The 25,886-nt window shown below is 41.7% G+C and carries 26 protein-coding genes and 1 pseudogene; 17 read left to right on the forward strand and 10 right to left on the reverse strand.

The features are described from left to right. Positions 1-101: 101 nt before the first annotated feature. The 9 genes and pseudogenes from C2M30_RS10220 (at position 102) to C2M30_RS10260 (ending at position 9,228) form a co-directional block, all read left to right on the forward strand. Positions 102-947, forward strand: coding sequence for a DMT family transporter (locus tag C2M30_RS10220; RefSeq protein WP_105171558.1), 846 nt, complete (start codon positions 102-104; stop codon positions 945-947). Between the two features lie 393 nt (positions 948-1,340). Next, entirely contained in the window at positions 1,341-2,924 is a 1,584-nt protein-coding gene (locus C2M30_RS10225) for an anthranilate synthase component 1 (protein ID WP_105171559.1), read from the forward strand. Continuing rightward, positions 2,924-3,523: an aminodeoxychorismate/anthranilate synthase component II gene (locus tag C2M30_RS10230; protein ID WP_105171560.1), complete on the forward strand. Its 600-nt coding sequence runs from the start codon at positions 2,924-2,926 to the stop codon at positions 3,521-3,523. The genes C2M30_RS10225 and C2M30_RS10230 overlap by 1 nt, the downstream gene beginning before the upstream one ends. After that, on the forward strand, positions 3,523-4,530 hold the full coding sequence (trpD, locus tag C2M30_RS10235; RefSeq protein ID WP_105171561.1) for an anthranilate phosphoribosyltransferase: 1,008 nt from the start codon (positions 3,523-3,525) through the stop codon (positions 4,528-4,530). Before C2M30_RS10230 ends, trpD begins: the two co-directional genes overlap by 1 nt. Next, positions 4,523-5,883 (forward strand): annotated as a pseudogene (gene trpCF / locus C2M30_RS10240) (bifunctional indole-3-glycerol-phosphate synthase TrpC/phosphoribosylanthranilate isomerase TrpF). The gene trpD and the pseudogene trpCF overlap by 8 nt, the downstream one beginning before the upstream one ends. Before the next feature lies 1 nt (position 5,884). Then, entirely contained in the window at positions 5,885-7,075 is a 1,191-nt protein-coding gene (trpB, locus tag C2M30_RS10245; RefSeq protein WP_105171562.1) for a tryptophan synthase subunit beta, read from the forward strand. Next, positions 7,072-7,878 carry a tryptophan synthase subunit alpha gene (gene trpA, locus C2M30_RS10250; protein WP_105171563.1) on the forward strand — a complete coding sequence of 269 codons (807 nt, stop codon included), beginning with the start codon at positions 7,072-7,074 and terminating at the stop codon, positions 7,876-7,878. The genes trpB and trpA overlap by 4 nt, the downstream gene beginning before the upstream one ends. A gap of 114 nt (positions 7,879-7,992) precedes the next feature. After that, positions 7,993-8,571, forward strand: a complete 579-nt coding sequence (locus C2M30_RS10255; protein WP_105171564.1) for an inner membrane-spanning protein YciB — start codon at positions 7,993-7,995, stop codon at positions 8,569-8,571. Positions 8,572-8,988: 417 nt separating this feature from the next. Further along, the gene (locus C2M30_RS10260) at positions 8,989-9,228 is read left to right on the forward strand and encodes a hypothetical protein (RefSeq protein WP_105171565.1); all 240 of its coding nucleotides are present in this window, start codon (positions 8,989-8,991) and stop codon (positions 9,226-9,228) included. A gap of 227 nt (positions 9,229-9,455) precedes the next feature. Here the strand turns inward: C2M30_RS10260 and C2M30_RS10265 are convergent, their stop codons facing one another. Together C2M30_RS10265 and C2M30_RS10270 are read right to left on the reverse strand one after the other, a co-directional pair. Beyond that, on the reverse strand, positions 9,456-10,013 hold the full coding sequence (locus C2M30_RS10265) for a hypothetical protein (protein ID WP_105171566.1): 558 nt from the start codon (positions 10,011-10,013) through the stop codon (positions 9,456-9,458). A 150-nt stretch (positions 10,014-10,163) separates the two neighbouring features. Next, entirely contained in the window at positions 10,164-11,600 is a 1,437-nt protein-coding gene (locus C2M30_RS10270) for a sodium-dependent transporter (RefSeq protein ID WP_105171567.1), read from the reverse strand. A gap of 149 nt (positions 11,601-11,749) precedes the next feature. On the opposite strand from C2M30_RS10270, the gene C2M30_RS10275 reads away from it, so the two are divergent. The 5 genes from C2M30_RS10275 to C2M30_RS10295 all read left to right on the forward strand — a co-directional run bounded on the left by C2M30_RS10275 (position 11,750) and on the right by C2M30_RS10295 (position 14,804). Beyond that, positions 11,750-12,049: a YciI family protein gene (locus tag C2M30_RS10275; protein WP_054979493.1), complete on the forward strand. Its 300-nt coding sequence runs from the start codon at positions 11,750-11,752 to the stop codon at positions 12,047-12,049. A 68-nt stretch (positions 12,050-12,117) separates the two neighbouring features. Then, positions 12,118-12,426: a PepSY domain-containing protein gene (locus C2M30_RS10280; protein ID WP_100913182.1), complete on the forward strand. Its 309-nt coding sequence runs from the start codon at positions 12,118-12,120 to the stop codon at positions 12,424-12,426. A 2-nt stretch (positions 12,427-12,428) separates the two neighbouring features. Continuing rightward, complete coding sequence (locus C2M30_RS10285; protein ID WP_010560353.1) at positions 12,429-13,103, forward strand: response regulator transcription factor; 675 nt, start codon at positions 12,429-12,431, stop codon at positions 13,101-13,103. A 47-nt stretch (positions 13,104-13,150) separates the two neighbouring features. Then, a complete protein-coding gene (locus tag C2M30_RS10290; protein WP_100914507.1) occupies positions 13,151-14,422 on the forward strand; it encodes an ATP-binding protein in 1,272 nt (423 codons plus the stop codon). Next, positions 14,415-14,804, forward strand: a complete 390-nt coding sequence (locus C2M30_RS10295) for a hypothetical protein (RefSeq protein ID WP_105171568.1) — start codon at positions 14,415-14,417, stop codon at positions 14,802-14,804. Before C2M30_RS10290 ends, C2M30_RS10295 begins: the two co-directional genes overlap by 8 nt. 88 nt (positions 14,805-14,892) lie before the next feature. On the opposite strand, the gene C2M30_RS10300 is transcribed toward C2M30_RS10295, so the two are convergent. Beyond that, positions 14,893-15,648 (reverse strand): Nif3-like dinuclear metal center hexameric protein, encoded by a 756-nt coding sequence (locus C2M30_RS10300; RefSeq protein ID WP_105171569.1) that lies wholly within the window; start codon positions 15,646-15,648, stop codon positions 14,893-14,895. Between the two features lie 152 nt (positions 15,649-15,800). On the opposite strand from C2M30_RS10300, the gene C2M30_RS10305 reads away from it, so the two are divergent. Next, positions 15,801-16,193: a hypothetical protein gene (locus C2M30_RS10305; RefSeq protein WP_010560357.1), complete on the forward strand. Its 393-nt coding sequence runs from the start codon at positions 15,801-15,803 to the stop codon at positions 16,191-16,193. Between the two features lie 76 nt (positions 16,194-16,269). Here C2M30_RS10305 and C2M30_RS10310 read toward each other — a convergent pair whose 3' ends face one another. From C2M30_RS10310 to C2M30_RS10320, 3 genes are read right to left on the reverse strand one after another with little or no spacing between them, the layout of a single operon-like run. Next, on the reverse strand, positions 16,270-17,247 hold the full coding sequence (locus C2M30_RS10310; RefSeq protein WP_105171570.1) for a glutathione S-transferase family protein: 978 nt from the start codon (positions 17,245-17,247) through the stop codon (positions 16,270-16,272). A gap of 10 nt (positions 17,248-17,257) precedes the next feature. Then, entirely contained in the window at positions 17,258-17,956 is a 699-nt protein-coding gene (locus C2M30_RS10315) for a pirin family protein (RefSeq protein WP_105171571.1), read from the reverse strand. A gap of 16 nt (positions 17,957-17,972) precedes the next feature. Continuing rightward, a complete protein-coding gene (locus C2M30_RS10320) occupies positions 17,973-18,425 on the reverse strand; it encodes a DoxX family protein (RefSeq protein WP_105171572.1) in 453 nt (150 codons plus the stop codon). A gap of 142 nt (positions 18,426-18,567) precedes the next feature. On the opposite strand from C2M30_RS10320, the gene C2M30_RS10325 reads away from it, so the two are divergent. Then, positions 18,568-19,479, forward strand: a complete 912-nt coding sequence (locus tag C2M30_RS10325; protein ID WP_105171573.1) for a LysR substrate-binding domain-containing protein — start codon at positions 18,568-18,570, stop codon at positions 19,477-19,479. 141 nt (positions 19,480-19,620) lie between these two features. Here the strand turns inward: C2M30_RS10325 and C2M30_RS10330 are convergent, their stop codons facing one another. Together C2M30_RS10330 and C2M30_RS10335 are read right to left on the reverse strand one after the other, a co-directional pair. Continuing rightward, positions 19,621-20,442, reverse strand: a complete 822-nt coding sequence (locus C2M30_RS10330; RefSeq protein WP_105171574.1) for a M90 family metallopeptidase — start codon at positions 20,440-20,442, stop codon at positions 19,621-19,623. A 63-nt stretch (positions 20,443-20,505) separates the two neighbouring features. Continuing rightward, complete coding sequence (locus C2M30_RS10335) at positions 20,506-21,453, reverse strand: TRM11 family SAM-dependent methyltransferase (RefSeq protein WP_100913172.1); 948 nt, start codon at positions 21,451-21,453, stop codon at positions 20,506-20,508. A gap of 65 nt (positions 21,454-21,518) precedes the next feature. Between C2M30_RS10335 and C2M30_RS10340 the strand changes: the two genes are divergently transcribed. After that, positions 21,519-23,885: a helicase-related protein gene (locus tag C2M30_RS10340; protein WP_105171575.1), complete on the forward strand. Its 2,367-nt coding sequence runs from the start codon at positions 21,519-21,521 to the stop codon at positions 23,883-23,885. Between the two features lies 1 nt (position 23,886). Here C2M30_RS10340 and C2M30_RS10345 read toward each other — a convergent pair whose 3' ends face one another. Beyond that, a complete protein-coding gene (locus C2M30_RS10345; RefSeq protein ID WP_105171576.1) occupies positions 23,887-24,534 on the reverse strand; it encodes a CatA-like O-acetyltransferase in 648 nt (215 codons plus the stop codon). A gap of 106 nt (positions 24,535-24,640) precedes the next feature. Continuing rightward, entirely contained in the window at positions 24,641-25,681 is a 1,041-nt protein-coding gene (locus C2M30_RS10350; protein WP_105171577.1) for a Leu/Phe/Val dehydrogenase, read from the reverse strand. Positions 25,682-25,886 lie beyond the last annotated feature (205 nt).

Genomic DNA, 25,886 nt, shown 5'->3' on the forward strand with positions numbered 1-25,886 from the left:
CTCTTGCTGATTTGTTTGCTTTCATTTGGGAAATTAAAATTTGCCAACAAAGGTCTTTATCTGTTTAAACTGAATTAATAATAAATAGCGCACTTTACTTTATGAGAATACTGTTAATAACTGTTTTGTCACTTATCGCCTTTGCGGGAAACTCTATTCTTTGCCGAATAGCTCTTGGGCAAGGGCAAGTTGACGCAGCAAGCTTCACCTCAATTCGTTTATTCTCAGGTGCGATAACGCTTTTTATTCTTTACGCCCTATTTCATAAAAATCAACAAACAGCGAGCAAAGGGTCTTGGTTTGGCGCCGTTTATTTGTTTATTTACGCCGTGACATTTTCTTATGCCTATATTTCACTTGAAACCGCCATTGGGGCACTTGTGCTTTTTTCATCGGTGCAATTTAGCATGCTTGCTTATACCTTTTTTTCAGTTACCAAAATTTATCCTATCGAATGGTGCGGCGCGCTAATTGCGTTTATTGGTTTTAGCTACTTAGTGCTGCCTGATATTTCATCACCTTCACTGATTGGTTTTGTGCTTATGATGATTTCGGGTATGGCGTGGGCGGGCTATACCTTAGCTGGCAAAAACTCATCTAATCCCCTTGCCGATACCGCCTTTAATTTTATGCGCACCTTACCTTTTATAACGTTACTAAGCTTGATGACACTCAACTCAACTAATGCCTCAACCACAGGGATTTTACTCGCTGTGATAGCTGGCAGTGTGACATCAGGTATTGGTTACGCCATTTGGTATGTTGCACTAAAACACTTAACCTCAGTGCAAGCAGCTGTATCGCAGCTCTCAGTACCTATTATTGCCGGTATTGGTGGCTTTTTATTTTTATCCGAGCCTATCAGTGAACGCCTCGCGATTTCTGGAGCTATTATTCTAATCGGGATTTTGCTGGTTGTACTTGGTAAAAAGCCACTAAAGCCCTGATTTTATAACTGTTTAAACACTGCTTATAACCAATAAACACTAACAAATCCGATTAGTTATAAAAAATGGCGGTTTTGTGTTGACTCATGTATACAATCTGGGGTTTACTATGGCTGAAACATTTTAGGAATCGTTTAAATGCAATTAGTAACTTCACAAATCAAAACAGTATGGTGGTGGCACTCGTAATCGCGGGTGGGAATAATTGTATCTAAACTATTCTTAAAACCCGCACAATGTGCGGGTTTTTTTATGTCTAATTTGAGGTGAATAATGAGTAATAACAAACAACTAATCCAATGGTGGTGGTTCCTGTAATTAACGCGGGAGGATTCTGTTTGTCTATTATTCAGCCCGCCTTCTAAGCGGGCTTTTTTGTATAAGGAATGAGGCGTGATATTTAGTCATATATCAACCGAGGTCGGTAAAGTTACCAGCATTTCGCTGGCGCGGGACTACATTGAAAGTCCACTGGCACTTTACAGCGCGGTATGTAACAACCCGACTAACTTTAATAGCTTATTGTTAGAATCAGCGGAAATTGATTCAAAAGATAATGTAAAAAGTTTAATTTTAGCCGATGCTGCTATTCGTATTGAATGTAATGGTGACACGGTAACGTTTGACGCAAAAAGCAATAATGGCAAACAACTACTCCCCCATTTAGCTGGCTTTTTTAAAGATCACAAAGTTGAACTTGCAAACTCAAGCCTAAGCATTGTGTTTGAACGCGATACCAGTTTAATGGATGAAGCGAGTCGCTTAGTGGCTGACAATGCATTTACCGCATTAAGACAATGTATCAATAATATTGAAAGCACCACAGAATCTCATTTTGCAGTATTTTTAGGCGGCACCTTTGCCTACGATATGGTTGCCAACTTTGAGTCGCTGCCAGACGTACCAAACGGCGATAACACAACCCCTGATTTTGTTTTTTATCTTGCAGAAACACTGATTGTTATTGACCATCAAGCAAATACCACAGAACTTATTGGCAATGTATTTAGCGGCCCCGACGCACACGCCAACTGTTTTGAAGTAGGCCAAAAGCTTGAAGCGCTTAATAAGCTGTGTGACGATTTACCAACTTACAATGCCCCAACCTTTCCAGGCGCTGTAAGCGAAAGTGTAGATATTGACGACACCACCTTTTGTCAGCAAGTCGAAACCCTTAAAAAGCACATTGTTGATGGCGACATTTTCCAAGTAGTGCCATCTCGCTGTTTTTCATTACCCTGTGCTGACTCGCTTGCAGCATATCATCAACTTAAAACACAAAACCCAAGCCCTTACATGTTTTACATGAAGGACGAAAACTTTGTGTTATTTGGTGCATCACCAGAATCTGCGCTTAAATATTGCCAAAGCACAAATCAAGTAGAGGTGTATCCAATTGCTGGTACGCGTGCCCGTGGTAAAAATGCTGATGGCAGCATTAACTTTGACCTTGATAGCAAAATTGAACTCGATTTGCGCGATGATAAAAAAGAGCGCGCCGAACACATTATGCTAGTTGATTTAGCACGTAACGACATTGCCCGTATTTCAACGCCGGGTTCGCGTTATGTAAAAGAGTTATTGAAAGTTGACCGCTACTCGCAAGTAATGCATTTAGTATCGCGTGTGGTAGGTCAATTAAAACCTGAGCTGGATGCACTGCATGCCTACCAAGCGTGTATGAATATGGGCACCTTAGTTGGCTCGCCAAAAGTAAAAGCGGCCGAGCTAGTGCGCATAACCGAAGGTAAACGCCGCGGCAGCTACGGTGGTGCTGTGGGTTACTTAACTGGTGATGGTGCAATGGACAGCTGTATTGTTATTCGTAGTGCCTTCGTTAAAGATAATATGGCTTACGTGCAAGCAGGTGCAGGCGTAGTATATGACTCAATGCCGCAACTAGAAGCAAATGAAACTCGCCAAAAAGCACAAGCGGTTATTCGTGCAATTAAGTCTATCTACCAAGGAGAAGCCTAATGGCGCAGGCAAAAATTTATTTTATCGATAATTTTGATTCGTTTAGCTACAACTTGGTTGATGAATTTGAGCAATTAGGCTTTGAACTGGTGGTTTATCGCAATCATGTTCCGGCCGACACCATTTTAAGCAAAATGGCAGAGGAAACCTGCCCTGTAACGTTAGTGCTTTCACCTGGCCCTGGCACCCCAAAACAAGCGGGCAATTTAATTGAGCTGATCAACAAAGCTAAAGGCCACTACCCAATGCTGGGTATTTGTTTAGGCCACCAAGCAATTGTGGAGTGTTACGGTGGTGTGGTTGGTCACGCAGGTGAAACAGTGCATGGCAAATCATCTCTTATTGAACTTAAAGCGCACGCAGTATTTAGTGGCTTACATTCGCAAATTCCAGTGGCGCGTTACCATTCACTCATGGCAACCGAAGTACCAGATAGCCTTGATGTCATTGCCAGCTACGACACAATTCCTATGGCAATTATTCAAGAGCAAGATAAAGTAATTGGGTTTCAGTTTCACCCAGAATCTATTTTAACGCCAAATGGCTCACAGCTGTTAAAGCAAAGCCTAGCTTATTTAGCCAATGTGGAGGGCGCATAATGCAACCACTTGTTAATCTCTTAATCGAACAACAAGATTTAACGTTTGAGCAAAGCAGCGAATTTTTTAATCTTGTTATGACAGGCCAAGTAAACGAAATCGAGCTTGCAGCAGCGTTAACTGCGCTTAAAATTAAAGGCGAAACCGACAACGAAATTGCAGGTGCTGCAAAAGCCATGCGCGATAATGCGGTAACATTTACTAACCCAAGTGCCATTAGCTTTGATTCATGTGGCACCGGTGGTGATGGTGCCAATTCAATTAACGTATCAACCACCGCCGCCATTGTTGCCGCGAGCATGGGCGTCAATATGGTAAAACACGGCAACCGCAGTGTTTCAAGTAAATCGGGCTCGTCTGACTTACTTAATGCCCTTGGCATCAATATTAATATGAGTGTGGCACAAGCAGAAAACTGCCTCGCAAAAACCCATTTTACCTTTTTATTTGCTCCGCTTTACCATGCTGGTGTGAAATATGCGATGCCAGTGCGTACCGCACTTAAAACACGCACCTTATTTAATATTTTGGGGCCTTTGGCAAACCCAGCAAAACCAAGCCATCAGCTGCTTGGTGTTTATACCCCTGAATTACTTCGCCCGATGGCGCAAACGCTTAAACTACTTGGCTGTGAGCGTGTTATGGTAGTCCACGGCGCAGGTACCGATGAAATTGCCCTGCACGGTGAAACACAAGTTGCCGAGCTAAAAGACGGCGAAATTACAGAGTACACTTTACAGCCACAAGATTTTGGCCTTGATAACTATGCCCTTTCTGATATTGAAGGTGGCGAGCCTGAATATAATGCAGCGGCCAGCCTTGCGATTTTAAAAGGTGAAGGCAAGCCTGCGCACAATGCAGCGATTGCCGCGAATGTTGCAGCGGTGTTGGTAATGCAAGGCGACTACAATAATTTTAAAGACGCAACACAAGCGGTACAAAACCACTTAGCAAGTGGCGCGGCGTTTTCACACTTATCACGCATTATCGAGGTGTCTCATGGCTAATGTATTAGAAAAAATTGTTGCCGATAAACGAATTGAGCTTGAATCGCGTAAAGCAAATAAGCCACTTGAAAGCTTTATTCATGAGGTGGTACCAACCGAGCGTGATTTTTATGGCGAGCTGGCAAAACCCGGCACTAACTTTATTTTAGAATGTAAAAAAGCCTCGCCATCAAAAGGGCTTATTCGTGATGATTTTAACCTTGACGAAATTACTGGTGCTTACAAGCATTACGCTGCGTGCATTAGTGTACTGACTGACGAGAAATACTTTCAAGGCAGTTTTGATTACTTAACTAAAGTACGTTCATTGGTGAATCAACCGCTTATTTGTAAAGATTTTTTCATCGATGAGTACCAAGTATATTTAGCACGCCTGCACGGTGGAGATGCAATTTTACTGATGCTAAGTGTGCTAAATGATGACCAGTACTGCGCGCTTGCTAATGTGGCAAAATCGCTCAATATGGCAATTTTGACCGAAGTGAGTAATGAAGAAGAAGTACACCGCGCATTAGCACTCGACGCTGAGATTATTGGTATTAATAACCGTAATCTGCGTGATTTAAGTACCGATCTTGCCACTACAGAAACCCTTCGTGCGTTAATCCCTGCAGGGAAGGTGGTTATTTCAGAGTCAGGCATTTACACTCACGCTGATGTAAAACGCTTAAAATCACTGTGTAACGGCTTTTTAGTTGGCAGCTCACTGATGGCTGAACAGAACCTTGACTTAGCTTGTCGTAAGCTGATTTTAGGTGAAAATAAAATTTGCGGCTTAACGCGCTCGCAAGATGCGATTGCCGCATATAATGCGGGCGCGGTATTTGGTGGCCTAATTTTTTATGCAAAATCGCCCCGTTATGTTGATATTGACTGCGCAAAACCAATTGCCGATAGCTGCGATTTAGGCTTTGTTGGCGTATTTGTAAACGAAACCATCGACACCATCGTACATATTGCCGTTGAGCTAAAACTAGTTGCAGTACAGTTACATGGCGATGAAGACGAAGCGTACATTGCTGCGCTTAAAAAGGCGCTGCCAGCAAGCGTGCAAGTATGGAAAGCCTTGCGGTAAGCGATGTGATTGAACATAAGAGCCAAGGTGCCGACCGCTATTTATTTGATACCAAAGTGGGTAACCAAAGCGGTGGTACGGGGCAAACCTTTAATTGGGATGTGCTGATTAAAGAGCGCAACTACATGCTTGCAGGCGGTTTAAATAACGACAATATTCAAGACGCACTTGCAACCCAAGCTATTGGCCTTGATTTAAATTCGGGCATTGAAACAAGCCCAGGTAAAAAATGTCATCAACAAATTAATTCTGTGTTTTCTAAGATAAAGGAATCTTGAGGTGGAAAATAAAAACCCAGCCTATTTCGGCGATTTTGGCGGCATGTACGTACCAGAACTTCTGGTACCCGCCTTAAAACAACTTGAAAGTGAATTTAATAAAGCAAAGAACGACCCAAGCTTTCATGCAGAGTTTGAAAAGCTGCTTAATGAATATGCCGGTCGCCCTACACCACTGACGCTTACGCGCAACTTAGTGAAAAACCCTAAGGTAAAACTTTACCTAAAACGTGAAGATTTATTGCACGGTGGCGCACATAAAACCAACCAAGTGTTAGGTCAGGCATTACTAACAAAACGTATGGGCAAAAAAGAAGTCATTGCTGAAACCGGTGCTGGTCAGCACGGTGTAGCAACAGCCCTAGCTTGCGCACTACTTGGCTTAAAATGCCGTGTTTATATGGGTGCAAAAGACGTAGAACGTCAGCAACCAAACGTATTTAGAATGAAACTAATGGGCGCAGAAGTCATTCCTGTTACCGCAGGTTCTGGCACATTAAAAGATGCGGTTAACGAAGCAATGCGTGACTGGTCAGCAAACTACGACACGGCTCACTACTTACTTGGTACAGCAGCAGGCCCGCACCCATTCCCAACACTTGTACGCGACTTCCAAAAAATGATTGGTGAAGAAGCAAAACAGCAAGTGCTTGATACAGAAGGCCGCTTGCCAGATTACGTGATTGCCTGTGTTGGTGGTGGCTCTAACGCAATTGGTATGTTTAATGACTTTATCAAGGAAGAAAGTGTAAAGCTGGTTGGTGTAGAGCCCGCAGGTAAAGGCCTTGATACTGACGAGCATGGCGCAGCAATTTGTAAAGGCACAAAAGGCATTTTACACGGCGCATACACCTTTATTATGCAAGACAGCAACGGCCAAATCGAAGAGTCTTACTCGGTATCTGCAGGCCTTGATTACCCTGCGGTTGGCCCTCAGCATGCATACCTTGCTGAAACAGGCCGTGCTCAATACGTTGGCATCACCGATGATGAAGCGTTAGAAGCATTCCAGCTACTTGCGAAAAACGAAGGGATTATTCCAGCGCTTGAATCAAGCCACGCGCTTGCTTACGCATTAAAGCTGGCTGAAGAGCAAAGTGAAGAAACCATTATTGTAGTTAATTTAAGTGGCCGTGGTGACAAAGATTTAGCACACGTGCATACCGTGTTAAATCAAGGAGGCAAACTATGAGCCGCTATCAACAAGCATTTCACGCATTAAATGAAGTTAACCAAGGCGCATTTGTGCCGTTTGTTACCATTGGCGACCCAAACAAAGAGTTAAGCTTTGAGATTATTAAAAGTTTAATTGACGGCGGTGCTGATGCGCTCGAGCTAGGCATTGCATTCTCTGATCCAATCGCTGATGGTCCAGTGATTCAGGCGGCAAATATTCGCGCCCTTGAAAATCACATCACTACAGCTGAGAGCTTTGAAATCATTCGCAAAGTACGTGAGTACAACGCAGATATTCCAATTGGTTTACTGCTTTATTCAAACCTAGTGTTAGCGCAAGGCATTGATAACTTTTATCGCACAGCAAAAGAAGTGGGCGTTGATTCAATTTTAGTTGCTGATGTGCCGCTACATGAGTCAAAAATGTTTAGACAAGCGGCTATGCAAGCTGAGATTGAACCTATTTTTATTGCTACGCCAAATGCCGATGACGATACACTTCGCCAATGCGCATCTTACGGCCGTGGTTATACTTATTTGCTATCGCGCGCAGGTGTTACGGGCACCGAAACCAAAGCACAAATGCCAGCAGATTCAATGATCAAAAAGTTATTAAACTTTAACGCAGCACCTGCGCTTCTGGGTTTTGGTATTTCAACACCTGAAGATGTAAAAGCAGCAATTGCCTCAGGTGCTGCAGGTGCCATTTCAGGCTCTGCTGTGGTTAAGATCATCGAGAATAATCTTGAATCACCTGAAACTATGCTAAGCGAGCTTGAAAGCTTTGTACACAATATGAAAGCTGCAACGCAAAAATAATTGTATATAAACAATACAAAGGGCGCCAAGCGCCCTTTTTTTAAACCCAAACTCTGGTGTTTCATATTAACTCTGGTGTAAGGTAAATATTCAGCATAATTTAAGAGGTAAACAATGCTCGCATTATTTGAATATGCTCCCCTGATCTTATTTTTCATTCTTTATAAAACCATGGATATTTTTTGGGCAACGTCGGTACTTATTGGTGCGTCAGTTCTGCAAATAGCCTACTACTTCTTTATCGAGAAAAAAGTCGCTACCAAACATTGGGTACTCTTTGCTTTAGCGGTCGGTCTTGGCTCACTCACTATTCTTTTCCAAGATGAGCAGTTTATTAAGTGGAAAGCAACCGTGGTTTATGCAGGCTTTGCGACCATTTTATTAGCATCGCGCTATTTCTTTAAAAAGAACCTAATGGCGAAAATGTTAGGCTCAATCTTGGCCTCAACTAATGATACAGGCCAGAAAATTGAAGTGCCTGAGCCACTTTGGGATAAAATAAACTTATTTTGGAGCGCGTTTTTATACCTAATCGCAGCTGTTAATATTTATGTTGCCTATGCTTTTTCACTGGATTTTTGGGTTAACTTCAAAGTGTTCGGCATTACAGCCGCCACCTTCGTTGCGCTAATTGTAACTATCGCCATGCTTTATCAATATTTGCCTGACGATGAAGACCCAAAAAGCGAATAACGGTAACAAGCCTTAACGTGATTTAAATATAAAAAGGAGCGATTACCGCTCCTTTTTAGTAAATCGGTGCTTTACAACCCAAAAAAGTCAAAACATTCGCGCTTAAATTTCCTTGTTGCACTCTCCCTCGCTCATTTAATTTTATGCTGAAATACTCACAATTTACTTACCTATATTTTTGCGCCGACAAAGCTTAATCGACGTTTCTAGTTAGTAGCTGACACACTGCAAAACCACAAATATAACTCTTTGAACTTTGATAATTAGGAAAATTTATTAAATCGATCTAGTATTGAATTGAACATTTAATGACCTGTTGCGTTTTTCTCAAGGAGCTATATCGAGATAAACAGGCCGAAGAAAACTAAAATCCAGCCACTCAAAGTGGTTACAACAATAATATTAGTCGAGGCTTAAATGGAAACAGATAACCAACAAGAACCTGAATACGAAATCAAAAACGAGAACCTATTTAAAACACTGCTGTGTTTACCGATTGGTATTGGCTTTGCCGTATTTATGATGAGTGCATTTAATAATTCAGGCTTAAATGTAGGCACCTTTTTACTTTTTGTACTCACCATGTACTTCACCCTAAGCGGCATCGCCTACGCCGCTTTTTACACCAATGAAAAGTTTGATTGCACACCGCATTAAACGATTGTCACTTTCTGCAATATTTTTAAAGGGCGCTTATAAGCGCCTTTTTTATAGCGAAAAAATTTCCCCAATCGACTATCCGTACATAACCAGTTTATTTATATTGCTATCTGATTCAAAATGAATTTTTACAAAACGAAATCAAAAGTTTAGAGCAGCTTTATATAGCTAAATACTTCTAACCTAACTCACTACTAAAACTGGTACAAATTCAGTAAACGCCCCTACAACATCCTTACTTTCGGATCTCGCACATTCAAACGGTAAGTACGCTTCACTTCCTGCATATTCTCAACATAACTTATTGTTAAGTAACAACGCGTGCCTGAATGAAGCTTAATTTGTGTGGGTAGCGTAAAGGTAAAATCAAGCAAAGTGGTATCACCGTCCAACTCAAATTTTAATGGCAAAGTATCAGACCAAATCTCATTTAAAGCGCTTTCATAACCTGGAGCGAGTATTTGAAGTGTCGCTTGATTAAACTTCTTAAAATGCTGCTGATTAATGACTACCTGCCCTTTTGTTTCAACGCCTAACATCACAATCTTACTATCTAACATTAAAGGCGCTTTGCCCAACACCAAAAAGCGATTATTTGCTGATTGTGAGGCTATTAAAAGGCCAACAATACAGAAAGAACCAATCACAATAAATGGCCAATTTAGTGCCACTTGCATGCTCGTTGCAATCAAGCATCCGGCAATCAAAATTACAGAAGTAGCGTATGCAATAAACTTAAACTGCGCGCTGCGCTTACTTTGTTCACTGTTAATTTTGACCATCTTCTAACCTAGTTTAACTATCTAATTCTATTAACTATTCTACCTTTTAAGATGATTAAAGTTCGCCCTTCCATCACCTTATATTGCCATTAAACACAAAAAAGCGGAGCAATTGCTCCGCTTTTAACTTAAGTCTTTATTTTAATCGTATTAGAAGCCTAATAAATTGTAAGCAAAGAACTTATTAGCAACTGTATTAATAAAAATCAGCGCCAAAATAAATGGAATAAAGGTTGATAGAGAGAAGTTTACATACTTCTCGGTAAAGCTACCCGCGTACTCAGGCGCGCCTTGGCTGAGCTCTTCTGTTAGCTTCGCTTTCTTCCAACGGTACATTACGAATAAACACACCATTAAGCCATTTAGCGGCAAGATGGTGTCGTAAAACACATCGTAAATGAAATCAAACAGGCTCTTTTTAGTTGCAGGATCGTGATCACCATAGTTAAACAGAGTGCTTAACCACTCGCTCATACCAAACGACATGGTACATAAAATGGTTAAAATACCCATGCTACCTGCAAGTAATAGCAATGCTTTAAAACGCGATACGCCTTTTTCCTCAATTAAGGTCGCTGTTGGTACTTCAATAATTGAAACCAGTGAGGTAATTGCTGCAAAAAATACTAACAGGAAGAAAATAACTGCAATCGCACTTGCGCCTACATAACCAATATCTTGCTGCATCGCTAAGAAGATTTTTGGTAAATAAACAAAAATCATTGATACCGATGAGTCCGATAACTCAGCAGGGTTGGTATTTGGGTTAAAGCTGAAAATCGCTGGCAGAACCATTAAACCCGCAATAAATGCGACTAATGAGTCAGTTACTGCAACCATTTTTGCACTGCCTACAATATTTTCTTTCTTAGAAATATATGAGGCATAAGTCATTAAAATACCCATACCGAGCGACAGTGAGAAAAACGCTTGCGACAGTGCACCATTTAAAACGCTAGCATTCACTTTGCTAAAATCAGGCACAACGTAATAACGAAGGCCAGCAATCGCATTATCTAATGTCAGTACGTAAGCAACAAGGCCAACTAGTAGCACAAATAGCGCTGGCATAAGCAGTTTTGCTGCTTTTTCAATGCCCTGCTTTACACCGCCAAGTAGAATTAGATTAACCAGCACACCAACGCCTACCATGTAATAAAACACACTGGTTTGGTTTATAAACTGACCAAAATTGCTGGGATCGGCAAGTGCATCTAAGTTGCCAATGGCTGCCTGAACAAGGTAACCAAAAATCCACACAGTGATCACCATGTAAAACACGCCAATCATAAATGGCGTAAGTACCGCTAAAAATCCAGGATATCGCCACTTACTGCTGTTACCCGATAATTTATTATACGCGCCAAGCGGGTCTTTTTGCGCGCTACGACCCATAGCCATTTCGGCCATCATTACTGGTAAGCAAACAAAAATTACAAACAATGCATAAACAACTAAAAATGCACCACCGCCATTTTTGGTTGCCGATACAGGGAAACCAACGAGGTTTCCAATGCCTACTGCACTGCCTGCAGCGGCCAAAATAAATCCGAGTTTGGAGCTAAAATGCTCTCGCGATGCACTCATGCTGAACCTTAGTATTATTGTTTTCAACCTTGGATGCTATCAGTGTTAAACCTACTGTTTCAAGTTTTCGCGAAAAATGATTTTTAGTTTTATCCTTTCTGTTGATAGAATTATTTTTATATTCAATAAAATAACCAAACAGGTGCTGTATGTGGTACATGATTTATTCAATAGATGTTGAAAACAGCTTAGCGATGCGAAAAGAAGCGCGTCCCGCTCACTTAGCACGCTTAGAAGCGTTAAAAGCAGAAGAACGTTTGTTATCTGCCGGGCCACTACCAGCAATCGACAGCGACGATCCGGGCGAAGCAGGTTTCACTGGTTCATTAGTGATTGCTAAATTCGATTCGTTAGAAGATGCGCGCAGCTGGGCTGCAAACGATCCCTATATCGAAGCGGGTATTTACAAAGAATCAATTGTTAAACCGTTTAAACTAGTTTTACCGTAACTGATTCAGAGTAAGTTCAGTGAACTTTTTGTACATTTAACTTACTCCATAACGTGGCGAGCTAACGTATGAAATATTTGATTAGTCTGATCAGTTGCTTAGTGCTATTTAATGCCAATGCAAGTAATGAAAATGACTCAAACGTCAAAACATCTTCACAAAATGCGGCAGCGAATAAAGCGCTTAAAAATGTTAACACTCTGGGTTTAACCAAGCGCAGAGCGGCCAAAAAAGTGTCGCAATCCTACCCTGGTAAGATTTTAAGCGTAAAAGAGAACACCCATTACTACAAAGTAAGAATGTTACAACCAAAAGGTAAGGTTGTTGATTTTAAAGTAAATAAATCAAATGGCCAGGTTAAAAAAGGAAAGCAATAACAATGCGCATTCTAATAATAGAAGACGATCTGCAACTGGCAGACAATCTAAAACATGCACTTGAAAAAGCCCGTTACAGCGTTGATATGTGCCACGATGGCGAAGCTGGTTTATTTCACCTTACTGAATACCCGTTAGATTTAGCCGTTGTTGATTTAGGCCTACCTAAAATGGATGGCATTGACGTGATCAGCAATGCGCGAAAGCAAGGCATTGATATTCCGATTTTAATCTTAACTGCCCGCGATCGCTGGCAAGATAAAGTGGAAGGGTTAGATGCCGGTGCTGATGACTACTTAACTAAACCATTTCATAACGAAGAATTAATTGCCCGTTGTAATGCGCTTATTAGACGCAGCGCCGGTAAAGCAGACCCAACAATTACTGCGGGTCCAATTCGCATTCATACCCGCTCTCAGCAAGTATGGGTTAACGACAATGAATTAATGCTCACTGCATACGAATACAAAGTACTTGAGTACTTAATGGTTAACCCAGAAAAAGTCGTGTCTAAGTCTGAGCTAACAGAGCACATTTATGACCAAGACTTCGATTTAGACTCAAACGTAATTGAAGTATTTGTATTACGCCTGCGTAAAAAGCTCGACCCAGACGGTTCAATCGCACCAATTGAAACACTCCGTGGCCGCGGCTACCGTTTAAGCGGCAAACTGTGATCCACCGTATATCGTTAAAAATTAGACAAGGATTTATCCTTGTCTTTTTGCTTTTAGTACTTATGCCTGCCATGTTCTTTTCAATTGGTAAGGCACTTTACGCAAGCTTAGTTGACAACACCGAGCGCACACTCGAAGCGCATTTGTACTCACTGATGGCAAAAGTAGAAATTGAGCAAGGCGAACTGGCGCCGATTACCCTAATTGCCCCTGAACTCACTCGTCCTGTATCCGATACCTTTGCCTATATTTATCTTAACAAAGAAATTGCTTGGCAATCTGAATCAACGCTCGGCTATCAATATATTCCAAAACACGCAGCAACTGCGCCCGGTATTATGGACTTTTCGAAAATTGAAGAGCTTGATAAGTACTTTCGACAACTTAGCTTTGTGTTTTACATGGATGCCGATGGCATTGAATATCAAGTAACCGTATTAGTATTAAAAGACGAAGAAGCCATTTTATCGCAAATGCAAGACTTCCAAGAAACCTTGAGGCACTGGCTGATTATTATCGCCATAGTGATGGGTTTATTGATTATGCTGGGCTTTTTATGGAGTAGTCACCCACTTAAACGCCTTGATAAAGAAATTGTCGCAATCGAAAGTGGCAATGCCGACCAAATTACTGGTGAATACCCAGAAGAGCTAGAAAAAATTCAGCAAGATCTTAATTTATTGTTGGCTACGCAACAAAGGCAAAAAGATAAATATCGCGCATCATTAAGCGACCTTGCCCATGCTTTAAAAACCCCGTTGGCTGTTTTAAAATCAAGTGATCTAGCCAGTAATGGCGATAGTCAAGAACAGCTCGACCGCATCAGTAATATGATTGAACACCAGCTTAAAAAAGCGGCCTCGGGCGGTACTGATACATGGAAAAAACAAACTAAAGTTAAGCCAATACTCGATTCAATTATCAATGCAATGGGTAAAGTGTATCGCGACAAAGGCATTCAATTTATTCAAGCGATTGATGAAAAAAGTACCTTTTTAGGTGATAAAACTGATTTAATGGAATTGTTAGGCAATATACTCGATAATGCCTGCAAAGCATGTGACGCTTTAATTGAAATAAAAGTGAAGCAGTTAGGACAACAACTCATTATCGAAGTTGGTGATGATGGCCCAGGCGTACCCGCAGATAAAATAGAAGAACTTACAATTCGCGGAAAACGCTTAGATACCTACGAACACGGCCACGGTGTTGGCATGGCGATTGTAGGCGATCTGATGGATGCCTATAACGGCAAAATGACCATTGCCACAAGCCAGCTCGGTGGCGCCCTATTTACCTTGGTTTTTAATTATGAATAAATACTCTCTTTTTTACACCGTATTAATGCTGCTGAGCATTAATGCATTTGCCCAAAACGATGAGAAGCCCTGTAGCAAAGGCAAAGTCGTATTGCAGCTACAATGCTTAGATCAAGCCATTATTGATCATAAGCGTACACGCCAAACTTGGCTCACCAAATTAGAAAAAGAAGTGGAAATAAAGCAAAATAACACGGGCAATACCCAATTATTTTTAAGTTTTCAACGCAGTAAAAACAGTTTTGATAGCTATATTTCCGATAACTGCCAATGGCGTTATCTCAATGAGTTACCTAACTCTCAACAAGCCGCATTAAAATATAAGCGATGCGAACTCGCTGTAATTGACCAGCAAATTGCCATTTTAAAAGGTGGTTACTAACCCATACACTGCATTCTCAGAAGTACATGGGGTCAGTAAATAGATCCAAATAAAAAAGCAGCGTAATCGCTGCTTTTTTATTTGTTGTTTAGACTGGATTATCTATATCAATAAACTCAACGTCTAGCCCAAATTGCTCAGCTAAGTATTCGCCAACGGCTTTTACACCATAGCGCTCAGTGGCATGATGCCCCGCGGCAAAAAAGTCGATATTTTGCTCTCGCGCACTGTGAATAGTTTGCTCTGACGCTTCACCGGTAAGGTATGCATCAATGTCTTGGCTTGCGGCTAAATCAATATAACCTTGACCACCACCCGTGCACCAAGCAATGGTTTCTATTTTTTTGCCACGCACACTTTCAACTAACGGTTTGCGATTGAGTGCACTTTCTATTTTTTCAGCAAACTCTTCTGCACTAAGTGGTGTTTTTAAGCGACCTTTAACAGCAATACTTGGCTCGCTGTATGGATCAAGCCCTGCTTCGTACTCAATATCTAATAGTTCTGCCAATTTGGCGTTATTGCCAAGGGTTGGATGCACATCAATTGGCAAATGATAACCAATTAAGCTGATATCATTTTTAATTAACGCGCCAATACGGCGTTTTTTCATACCCGTAATTGGATACGCTTCGCCTTTCCAAAAATAGCCGTGGTGAACCAATATCGCATCAGCATTTTTTTCGATAGCGGCATCTATCAGCGCTTGGCTTGCCGTTACACCCGTTATAATTTTATTAACGGTGTCTTTTCCTTCGACCTGAAGGCCGTTTGGACTAAAGTCTTTAACCTTATGGGGGGCGAGTAAACTATCTAATTCTTGGAGCAATTTAGAAAGTTGCATTATGCTTACCTATAAGTTGTTTTTGATCATTGAATTGTCCTTAACCTACCGTCAAAAATAAAGAAAATTCTCAAAAAATTGAAAAATGACGTGAAACTAGGTATAAATGTATTTTTAACAGTAATCTTCGTATCAAATAAACGGGATATACGATGAGTAAACTCGATAAAACTGAAGTGCTAGCTGCGTTTGAAAAAGCGTATGAAGCAGCAAATGGTAAAAAACCTGAGATCACAGCTAAAAGTGGTTGGTACAGTGTAGATGGCGGTAAAAACGTTCGCCTTGCTGATTTAGTAACGCTTGCAGAGGAACTTTCATCTGGCTCTGCTCCTGCAGCAAAAGAAGAAGCACCAGCTAAGCCTGCTGCTAAAAAAGCACCGGCTAAGAAAGCCGCTACTAAAAAAGCAGCGCCAGTAACTGCAACTAAAGAAAAAGAATACACAGTTACTAAGCCAAACCCAGAAGGCTTTACTGCTGAAGAATTCTGGATTAAAGAGCTTGCTGAGCGTGAGCACGACACACGTCTTCCGCGCGGTGTTGTTTAATAACAAATTCGTTATTAATTAAAAAAGGCAGCTTTCGCTGCCTTTTTTATTGCCTGAAATTTAATAACATTATTTTTTAAAATGACGAACGATTATGCGCGCTGCTGTAATCCACTTTTGGTCCAACGGGTACCACTTGCGTTGGGTTAATCATGGTATGGCTAAAATAGTAATGGCGTTTAATATGATAAAAATCGACCGTTTCAGCCACGCCCGTCACTTGATAAAGCTCGCGAATATAATTTGCTATGTTCGGATACGACTCAAGCTGACGTTGATTACATTTAAAGTGTGAAAAATAAACCGCATCAAATCGAATTAAGGTAGTGAATAAACGCCAGTCTGCTTCGGTAATTTGTGTACCTAGCAAGTAGCGCTGTTTAGCCAAAATAGCTTCAACTTTATCAAGGGCATTAAAAAGCGCATTATACGCCCCTTCATATGCGTCTTGTGTGGTAGCAAAACCCGCTTTGTATACCCCGTTATTAATATTGTGATAAACAAATTCGTTAATTTCATCAATTTCAGCACGTAAGTGTTCAGGGTAATAGTCATGCTCGTTGCCTGTAAAATGATTAAAGGCGGTATTAAACATGCGAATAATCTCTGATGACTCATTGCTGACGATACAGTTTTGTTTTTTATCCCACAGCACTGGCACAGTAACACGGCCGCTGTAGTTTGCGTTATTACGCGTATATATTTGATGCATATAATCAAAATCAAATAATGCATCGCCCGTGCTGTGCTGTGTTTTATCAAATGTCCAACCATGCTCTAACATGTCTGGGCTTACAACTGATACAGTAATATGCTGCTCTAGCCCTTTTAATGCGCGAAAAATAAGGGTGCGGTGCGCCCACGGGCACGCCAGTGATACATATAAATGGTATCGGCCAGATTCTGCGACAAACCCACTTGTACCTGAAGGACCCGCTTCACCGTCTTTTGTTACCCAGTTACGCAATTGCGCAGCTTCACGTTCAAACTTACCTTTGCTGTTTTTGGTGTCGTACCACTTATCGTGCCATTTACCTTCAACTAATAATCCCATGTTCTGCTCCTTAAACCTTTGGTAATTCAAAAATAATTAATGTTGCTGGGGTGTTAGATACGTTTTCAAATACTAATTCAGTTTCATCTAACACTTTTGCACCATCACCACTTTCAATTTGAATAGCATTCACTAGACTGCTGCCTGAAACCTGATGTACATACACAGGTGCATTATTTGATTCAAATAGATACTGCTGTTTTGGCTCAAGGATCAGTTGATGTAGCTTTGCATCCTGTTTTATCGCAAGCGTGCCATTTTCGCCATTTGGCGTCACAATCGTCGTTAAACCAACGTCTTTACCAAAATCTTTTTGTTGATAACCGGGTTTGTCACCAAAACTATTCGGCTCAATCCAGATTTGTAAAAATCTAAGCTCTTCTTCATTTGATGCATTGTATTCACTGTGAAAAATACCTTTGCCTGCCGACATTAACTGAAATTCACCCGCTGGAAGCGTTTTGATATTGCCCGCACTGTCTTTATGTTCAATGATGCCTGACAATACATAGCTAATAATTTCCATATCGCGGTGGCCATGGGTATCAAACCCAGCGCCCGGTGCCACAACATCATCATTGATAACACGAAGGGCTGAAAAGCCCATGTGTTTTGGGTCGTAGTAATTTGCAAAAGAGAAAGTATGTTTGCTCTTAAGCCAGCCATAGTCAACGCCGCCGCGCTCATTTGCTTTTCTAAGTGTGATCATCGTACTTTCCCCCTAATTAAGCGTGTTGTGTCAATTTAGCTGAAATAAGCGTATCCAGTGAGGCTTTACCCGCACCCGAGAACACCAAAGAAATACTTGCCGCCAATAATGCTAAGCCAAACTCATAGCCATTGTTAGACATAAACAGTCCGTTTTCAAAGTGCACAGTAAAGATTGCAACAATCATAGTGCCTGCAAGTGCCAATGCCGCAGGGCGAGTTAATAAGCCAAGTAAAATAAATAAACCGCCAAAAAACTCGGCACTGCCTGCCATTAGCGCCATTAAATAGCCCGGCGCTAAACCAATAGATTCCATCCATGCACCCGTGCCCTCAAGGCCATAACCACCAAACCAAGCAAATAATTTTTGCGCGCCATGTGCCATAAAAATAATGCCGATAGGTAATCTTAACGCCAGTGCTGCGTAACCAGCTTGGCTTGAAGTAAGTGTTGTTAATAGTGTTTTCATAATTTATTCCTCAAAAATTTTAAACTTATCTAATTTGTTAAAGCATCTGCTTAACTGATGAAATTAAGTATAAGCATGCTAAACTCAATAAAAAATCGGAACATTTTGAACCCTTAGTTCAAATTTTTTGAATAAAAGAAATATGTATCAAGCCATCACTATTGACGCCTTAAAAGCACTCGATGCCATCGATAAAAAAGGCAGTTTTGCCGCGGCAGCTGAGTCACTTTATAAAGTGCCTTCGGCGCTAAGCTATACCATCAAAAAACTTGAAGAAGACATTGGCACACCACTGTTTGACCGTTCAAAGCAGCGTGCTGTACTTACCCCTGCGGGTAAGCTGGTGTTAGAACATGGCAGGCAAATTTTGCATTCCACCAGCAAAATGCTCGACGCCGTAAGCCAATTAGAATCAGGCTGGGAAAAACGGCTGCGCATCGCCCGTGATACCGTGATACCAGAAGACATCATTTTTGAGCTGTTAAAAGAGTTCACCCAACGGCCTGAGCAAGTTGATATTCAACTAAGCGTAGAGGCCTTAGGTGGCGGCTGGGATGCCTTACATAGTCGGCGTGCCGATATTGTTATTGGTGCAACAGGCGAACTGCCAAAAGGCGTGTATCGCACCCACAAAATCGCAGAATTAAGCTTTATCTTTGCTGTGGCAGCATCGCACCCCTTGGCAAAAGTTACTACGCCACTGGACGACGATGATTTAAAACACTACCCAGCGATTGTTGTATCAGACACTTCCACTTTGCTGCCAGAGCGAAGTACCGGGCTATTTAGTGCCAAGCAAGTAATCAATGTTAATTCAATGCAGGCAAAACTCGCAGCCCAACTTGCCGGCATTGGTGTGGGATTTTTGCCAAGTCATATTGCTAAACCGTATCTTGCAAATGGCGAGCTAGTGCCAAAAGAGTGCACCATTCCAAGACCAAAACAAGACTTATACATTGCGTGGCATAAAGATAATCAAGGCAAAGCCTTTCAATGGTTTATTGAACGGCTATGCCAAGCTAACTGGCAGATTGATACCAATTGCATTAATTAGCTGGTCATTTATTGCGACAGAGAAATGGCTCAGAAACAAGGCTTATAATTCGACATGTAGTTGTTCTACTTAAGAATTTTAAAACGCAGTTTATGGGTCATTTAACGCGCTAGAATGATCAAAGGATTAATAAAATTGGTATTAGTTCCAGCGCCTTGGGTCAAAGCCAAAGTAGTTCAGTAATAGATCAAAAATGACCGGATCATATGCTTTTAATTCACTGGGTTTTTCAATAAAGGTTTCGGTAAGCACCGCAAAGAACTCCGCTTCATTGGTAGCGCCATAACTGTGAATAACGTGGGGCATGCCATACGCCACATGCGCTTTTAACACATTGTATGCACGAGAGAATTCGCGTCCCCAACTTTCATAGGTGAGTTTGTCTTTTAACAGCGGCGTACCTGTTGTTGCACCAGTTTCTTGATCGAGTTGATGGGCAAACTCATGAAATACTAAATTATGGCCATCGTTAGGTAAACGGTTACCGTTAAGTACATCATGCCATGAAAGCACCAAAGTACCGCCCGGCCACGACTCCCCTTGCCTAACCGTTTGGTGAAAACTAACAAGCCCAGCGCCATCACGGCTTTCTGAATTTGCATAATAGGCACTTGGGTAAAGCAAAATTTGCTTCACATTTTTATAAAGCGGCCACGGTTTATTTAGCACCAAGACACAGGCATCGGCCGCTACAATTAACTTCATTGCGTGGTTTACCACTAGGCCATCGCGCCCTAAAAAGTCTTTGGTCGCTAAAAACCAGATGATGTGTTTTTCTAATCGTGCGCGTTCGCTATCTGTCATTCGGCGATAAATCGGCATGTACTTGAGTAATACATTGCGATCGTTGTCGCTTAATGTGCGATCTTTTAGTTTATGTTCCCAGTAAATATTGCGTAGCGCATCAAAATGCCAATAAGCTGCGATAAATACTAAGGTTAGTATTATTAATATGAAGTCCATGCTTCCCCCTTCTCTATTTAATTGGGTGAAGCATGGTCTTGTTCAAGGTAGGAAATATATTTTTTAGTTCTTTCTTAAAACAACAACGTCACGGAAAATTGATTCGCTCATGCGATGTGGCGCTTCAAACTCAAGTGCGCTCAGGCCTGCCGCTTCAAAAACCGCAATCAGTTCTTTGCGTTTTGGAATGTATTTATTAAACGCAATAACGCAAATACCGTCTTTATGCAGTAAATCGGCCCACTGCGGCGCACATTCTTCTAACACAGCAATTGGGTTACGGGTTTTTTCAGTCGTAAAATGCTGCACACCGTAAGGAATATCACTAATGATTAAATGCTGCTTTTCACGCTTTAATAAATCACATGCGGTCGTCGCATTGCCATTAATAATGCGGGTATTAACGCCCTCGGCGGTAAAGTCAATAAACTTACCCTTGTTTTGTTTATTGGCTTTACCAATAAAACCTTCTTTTAGCTCATGCTTTTGGCGGTGAAGCTTAGTCCATTTTTTGGCAAAGGTTCTAAAGTCCAAAACTGCATTCGGGTCTTGCTCAATGCCTTTTGATTTAATGCCATAACGCATTGCCCACATTAAAGTGGTGCCGCGCCCGCACATAGGGTCGAGCAATTTAATCTTGCTGACGTCTTTTTCTTTACAGAAACTTAAACCCACATTGAGCAGCAACTGGGTTAAAATTTCATTAGTTTTGCCTTTGTACTTGCTACCAAAGACAAAATCACTGTGTAAGTTAAAATCAGTATTTAGCGATAACGGCGTTAATGTGCCCGAATCATGACTAAAAATACCTTGTACAAACGACAAACGAGCTAGCGCCTCAAGTTTTTGCTCTGGCAATTGAGTTTGCAGAAATTGCATGCCGCCAATCTCGTTTAGTGTAAGGTCATATTCGCCAATACACTGTTTAAACTCTTTTTGTGCAATATCGATGGTTTCGTTAAAATAAGCACCGTTTGCAACAGGTGATATCAAAATCGCAATGTCTTTCAAAACATTATCCTAATAGACAAATAATACCGTCAATTATATCGCGACTCGGACAAAGAAATAAACGCATGCTACCAATCAACCAGATTAAAACCGATTTTTTAGCCCATATTGGCAACAACAATAGCTATCAACCGATTATTGTGAGCGCCAACACGGGTACGGGTAAATCAACCCAATTGCCACAGTGGTGCACACACACTGGCAAGGTACTGGTCATTGAGCCAAGGCGTATTGCATGTACTAGCCTTGCCGAGCGCGTCGCTGACGAAATGCAAACACCCCTTGGCGAAAAAGTAGGTTATGCCATTCGCTTTGAAATACAAGCAAACGAAAACAGCGAAATAGTGTTTGTTACCCCTGGTGTGGCACTGCGCTGGTTAAATGAAGGGTTATTAAACGATTTCAATACCATAATGCTCGATGAGTTTCATGAGCGCCGCTGGGATACCGATTTACTGCTGGCTTTACTACTTGAGCATAATAAAACCCGCAACCAGCCCTATCAGCTGGTGATAACCTCTGCCACATTAAACGCTGAGCAACTCATTAACTATTGCCAAGGCATACATTTACACGCCGAAGGTAAAGTGTTCCCAGTAAATGAGCATTACCTTGCCCCCGCTATGCGTGATATGCCACATAAAGACAACCTCACTGAGCGAATGGCATTTGCCGCCGAAAAAGCGTATCAACTTGGCAGCCAAGATGTATTGGCATTTTTGCCCGGCAAAGGGGAAACTCAACTTTGCGCCAGTTATTTACGCGCGCGATTGAACGACCAATTCGATATAATCACCTTGCATGGTGCAAGCCCCATCAGCGAGCAAAAACGCGCTTTGCAACCAGGGGAAAAACGTCGCCTTATTTTAGCGACTAACGTGGCAGAAACATCTTTAACCATTCCCGGTGTTGATGTGGTGATTGATTCGGGGCTTGAGCGCCGCACGCATATTCGTAACGGCCAAAGTGTGCTGGATTTAACTGCGATCGCCAATGATTCCAAACTACAACGCCGCGGCCGCGCTGGGCGCATTAAACAAGGTGTTTACTTAGCCTTGTTTGGTCAACATGCACCACTTGAAGCCCATACTCCACCTGAAATCCAACGTGAAAATTTAACAGATATGATGTTGGCGGCCGCGGCAAATAATAATGCTCTTGGCAATTTACGCTTTATCAACCCACTATCACAACAAGCCCATGATTTAGCGTTTTCAACGCTTAAATCCATCAATGCCATTAACGATGCAGGTATTGCAACTGACTATGGTAAAGCCCTTGCGCCATTACCCATTGACGTTTCGCTTTCCCATTTAGTGGCAAGCATGCCGAATAACCGCTTAAAGCAGGCAATGGCCGACCTTGCAGGTGCCCTAAGCGTGCCAGCCAAACTGTACACTCTAGATAAGAATGTAGAAAAGTTCCTGCAATTAGAAAATGACTTTCCGAACCTCTGTGACTTTAGCTTGCTCATTGGCTTAGTGCGCGGCCAGTTTTTAGAGTATATCAGCGCAGAAGAAAACGCCCTGATTGAGGCAAAGCAATTTGCCAGCCAGCTGCGCAGCCATTTCGACTTACCCGAGCTTAGTAAATACGCCAGTTACAACATCACTGAATTGCAACACGCCATTGCCGCATTACTGCCAAGCTGCGTGTATATTAAAAAGCAAAATCGCCGTGGCAGTTACAACAATGGTCAGCAAGAAGTAGTGATAGCTAAAGACAGCTACTTAAGTAACGAGCCCGACGCCCTACTGGTACTTAAAACCTACAGCCTCGCTGGGCGTGCAGTAAAAGATCGCAAAACACTGGCAACCAAAGTAAGCCCCATAACAACCAGCGTTATTATTGAAAATGACTTGGGTGAGGCAAAGCTATGCTCCTCAGAGATTACTGAGCAGAATGAATTAATTGGCAATTACCACTACCAATACGCAGGCACATCTTTAAAATCGTTTAGCGCCTTAATTAAAAGCCATGAATTTATTGCCGCCACCGTTAACCTAATTGAAACTGGCGCACTTTGTGAATCGCTTTTTGAAAAATTAACACAGGAATACCAGCAACTTAGTCTTTACCAAAACGTACACAGCACCGACTGGCAGTTATTGTCGCCACGAGAACATATCGCACGAATATTAAGTGATTTAGAAATAAGCTCGCTTGATGAGCTGGCACTTCTTGATAACAGTGATTTTGCCTATGGCTTAGTTGATGACTACATATGGCAGCAATTTTGTGAGCTGTACCCGCTAACAGTGGTGTTGCCACAGCAACAACTTAGGGTCGAATACTTTATTAGCGCAAAACGCGTGGTGCTTCATTACATGAGTGGCAAACGGGTTGAAGCACCAAAAAAGTGGGAGCTACCTAACTTTAATGGCGCAAAAATACAATATCGCCGCGCCAGTAAATTGGTGGATATTAAGTAGGTTAATCTAGGCTCTTTGCAAGTGCTGCCATTTCTTGCTGCAGCATATTAACAAACTGCGCAACATGAAAGCCGTCCATTAAGCCGTGGTGTACATCAATATTGAGTGGCATGGTGCCAAGTTGTTTATCGAATTTACCAAACACATATTTGGGAATGCCATTTTGCTCACCAAACGGTGTCGCGTGGGAAAAGCCCGTAAAATCAAGCCAAGGTAACACCGACACATGAATACAGTTAAGTCGCCCTTCTATCGAGTTAAATTGCTCTGAGAAAAATGGCTGACTTATTGCTGTTTCGAATGCAATTTTGCCTTTTTCACTAAATTCAGCAAAGTCTTCGGCATAAGGTAAATACGAAATTTTAAAGAGGTTTTGCTCATCTAATTGCACCGCGTTGATTTCAATTTTATCGCACAACCATACTTGGTTGTTATCAATACGATGACAAACGGGTTGATAACTATTATTGGCACGCAGCAAGGCGTAAAGGCACGCTAAGTAAAAAGACTGACCACTTTGCTTACATGCAGCAAACAATGCACCCGCATCTATACGCACACAGACCGAAAAATACGGGTTTGCTAAGTCTTTAAAAAATGAGAAGTGTTCGGCGCGTTGCCAAGTAGAGAGGTCGATTTGAGTTGCCATAATCTTAAAATAAAAATGCCCGCAATTGCGGGCACCTTACCGAGCATAGCATGAACTTTCAAGCTCATTCTTTTACGCTCGCTTTTACAAGCAAAAAACGGCTACATTACAAACCGTTTTCGATGATTTCTTGTGCTAGTTCGTCTGCAATAATGTGCGTTGACTTTTGCTCATCTTCCGAACGTTTGAAGATTTCGCTAAGTGTATCGAAAATACCTTCAACGTGCTTAGTTGCAGCTTCTGCACTGTAACCTTCTGGCGCTGTTTCGTAGTAAACGTTGATGATACCACCTGCGTTAATTACGTAATCTGGCGCGTATAAGATGCCTTTTTCACGTAAAATTTCACCATGGCGTGGCTCTGCTAGCTGGTTATTCGCACACCCTGCGATAATGCCTGCTTTAATGCGCGAAATTGTATCATCATTGATTGTTGCACCAAGTGCACATGGCGCGTATACATCAACATCTAGGTCGTAGATTTCGTCAATGTTAACCGCAGTTGCGTTAAAGTCGTTAACTACACGGCTAACACGCTCTTCGTTGATATCTGTTACAAACAGCTCAGCACCTGCTTCGTGTAGGTATTTACATAGTGTGTAAGAAACCGCGCCAAGACCTTGTACTGACACTTTTACACCTGCTAAGTCTTGATGACCGTGCTTGTGCTGGTAAGCCGCTTTAATACCTAAGAACGTGCCTAGTGCAGTAAATGGTGATGGGTTACCGCTTTTACCTTCAAGGCCAAGTACATAGTTTGTTTCAGTATTCATTACTGCTACGTCATCACAGGTGATGTTTACGTCTTCTGCTGAGTAGTAGCTACCACCTAAACGCTCTAAATGACGACCAAATGCTTTAAATAGTGCATCTGATTTGATTTCTTTTGCGTTACCGATGATTACTGATTTACCGCCACCGAATGGTAAGCGCGCAACTGCATTCTTATATGTCATGCCTTTAGATAAACGCAGTACATCGTATACTGCATCTTCGTCACTTGCGTAATCCCATAAACGACAACCACCCACTGCTGGGCCTAATTTAGTGCTGTGTACAGCAATAATTGCTTTTAAGCCAGTTTCTTTGTCTGCACAAAAAACAACATTTTCGTGGTTATCAAATTCAGTACGATTAAAAACAGTCACACGACTCTCCAACTTGTAAATGTTTAACGCGTATAATAAGTATGGCGTTAAATGAACGGGTTATTCTTGGTTTGCACCGACTCTAACATTATCCTTTCATCAAGACTACAATTTTAGATGAACAACCCAGTTAAACTTACAATTAAACATATTCAATTCCACTTAAGTTTCATTTAATAATAAACAATGCAATTACAGCGCTATT

Source organism: Pseudoalteromonas sp. T1lg24 (genome assembly GCF_002964745.1).
Lineage (GTDB): Bacteria > Pseudomonadota > Gammaproteobacteria > Enterobacterales > Alteromonadaceae > Pseudoalteromonas > Pseudoalteromonas spongiae.

Bases quoted from the DNA above. Each gene is read 5' to 3' on its own strand.
- C2M30_RS10315 (WP_105171571.1), bottom strand. From the start codon at position 17,956: ATGATCACACTTAGAAAAGCAAATGAGCGCGGCGGCGTTGACTATGGC.
- C2M30_RS10325 (WP_105171573.1), top strand. From the start codon at position 18,568: ATGTATCAAGCCATCACTATTGACGCCTTAAAAGCACTCGATGCCATC.
- C2M30_RS10280 (WP_100913182.1), top strand. From the start codon at position 12,118: ATGAAATATTTGATTAGTCTGATCAGTTGCTTAGTGCTATTTAATGCC.
- C2M30_RS10265 (WP_105171566.1), bottom strand. From the start codon at position 10,013: ATGGTCAAAATTAACAGTGAACAAAGTAAGCGCAGCGCGCAGTTTAAG.
- C2M30_RS10320 (WP_105171572.1), bottom strand. From the start codon at position 18,425: ATGAAAACACTATTAACAACACTTACTTCAAGCCAAGCTGGTTACGCA.
- C2M30_RS10220 (WP_105171558.1), top strand. From the start codon at position 102: ATGAGAATACTGTTAATAACTGTTTTGTCACTTATCGCCTTTGCGGGA.
- C2M30_RS10270 (WP_105171567.1), bottom strand. From the start codon at position 11,600: ATGAGTGCATCGCGAGAGCATTTTAGCTCCAAACTCGGATTTATTTTG.
- trpA (WP_105171563.1), top strand. From the start codon at position 7,072: ATGAGCCGCTATCAACAAGCATTTCACGCATTAAATGAAGTTAACCAA.
- C2M30_RS10285 (WP_010560353.1), top strand. From the start codon at position 12,429: ATGCGCATTCTAATAATAGAAGACGATCTGCAACTGGCAGACAATCTA.
- C2M30_RS10340 (WP_105171575.1), top strand. From the start codon at position 21,519: ATGCTACCAATCAACCAGATTAAAACCGATTTTTTAGCCCATATTGGC.
- C2M30_RS10260 (WP_105171565.1), top strand. From the start codon at position 8,989: ATGGAAACAGATAACCAACAAGAACCTGAATACGAAATCAAAAACGAG.
- trpD (WP_105171561.1), top strand. From the start codon at position 3,523: ATGCAACCACTTGTTAATCTCTTAATCGAACAACAAGATTTAACGTTT.
- C2M30_RS10300 (WP_105171569.1), bottom strand. From the start codon at position 15,648: ATGCAACTTTCTAAATTGCTCCAAGAATTAGATAGTTTACTCGCCCCC.
- C2M30_RS10310 (WP_105171570.1), bottom strand. From the start codon at position 17,247: ATGGGATTATTAGTTGAAGGTAAATGGCACGATAAGTGGTACGACACC.
- C2M30_RS10295 (WP_105171568.1), top strand. From the start codon at position 14,415: ATGAATAAATACTCTCTTTTTTACACCGTATTAATGCTGCTGAGCATT.
- C2M30_RS10330 (WP_105171574.1), bottom strand. From the start codon at position 20,442: ATGGACTTCATATTAATAATACTAACCTTAGTATTTATCGCAGCTTAT.
- C2M30_RS10305 (WP_010560357.1), top strand. From the start codon at position 15,801: ATGAGTAAACTCGATAAAACTGAAGTGCTAGCTGCGTTTGAAAAAGCG.
- C2M30_RS10345 (WP_105171576.1), bottom strand. From the start codon at position 24,534: ATGGCAACTCAAATCGACCTCTCTACTTGGCAACGCGCCGAACACTTC.
- C2M30_RS10255 (WP_105171564.1), top strand. From the start codon at position 7,993: ATGCTCGCATTATTTGAATATGCTCCCCTGATCTTATTTTTCATTCTT.
- C2M30_RS10230 (WP_105171560.1), top strand. From the start codon at position 2,924: ATGGCGCAGGCAAAAATTTATTTTATCGATAATTTTGATTCGTTTAGC.
- C2M30_RS10275 (WP_054979493.1), top strand. From the start codon at position 11,750: ATGTGGTACATGATTTATTCAATAGATGTTGAAAACAGCTTAGCGATG.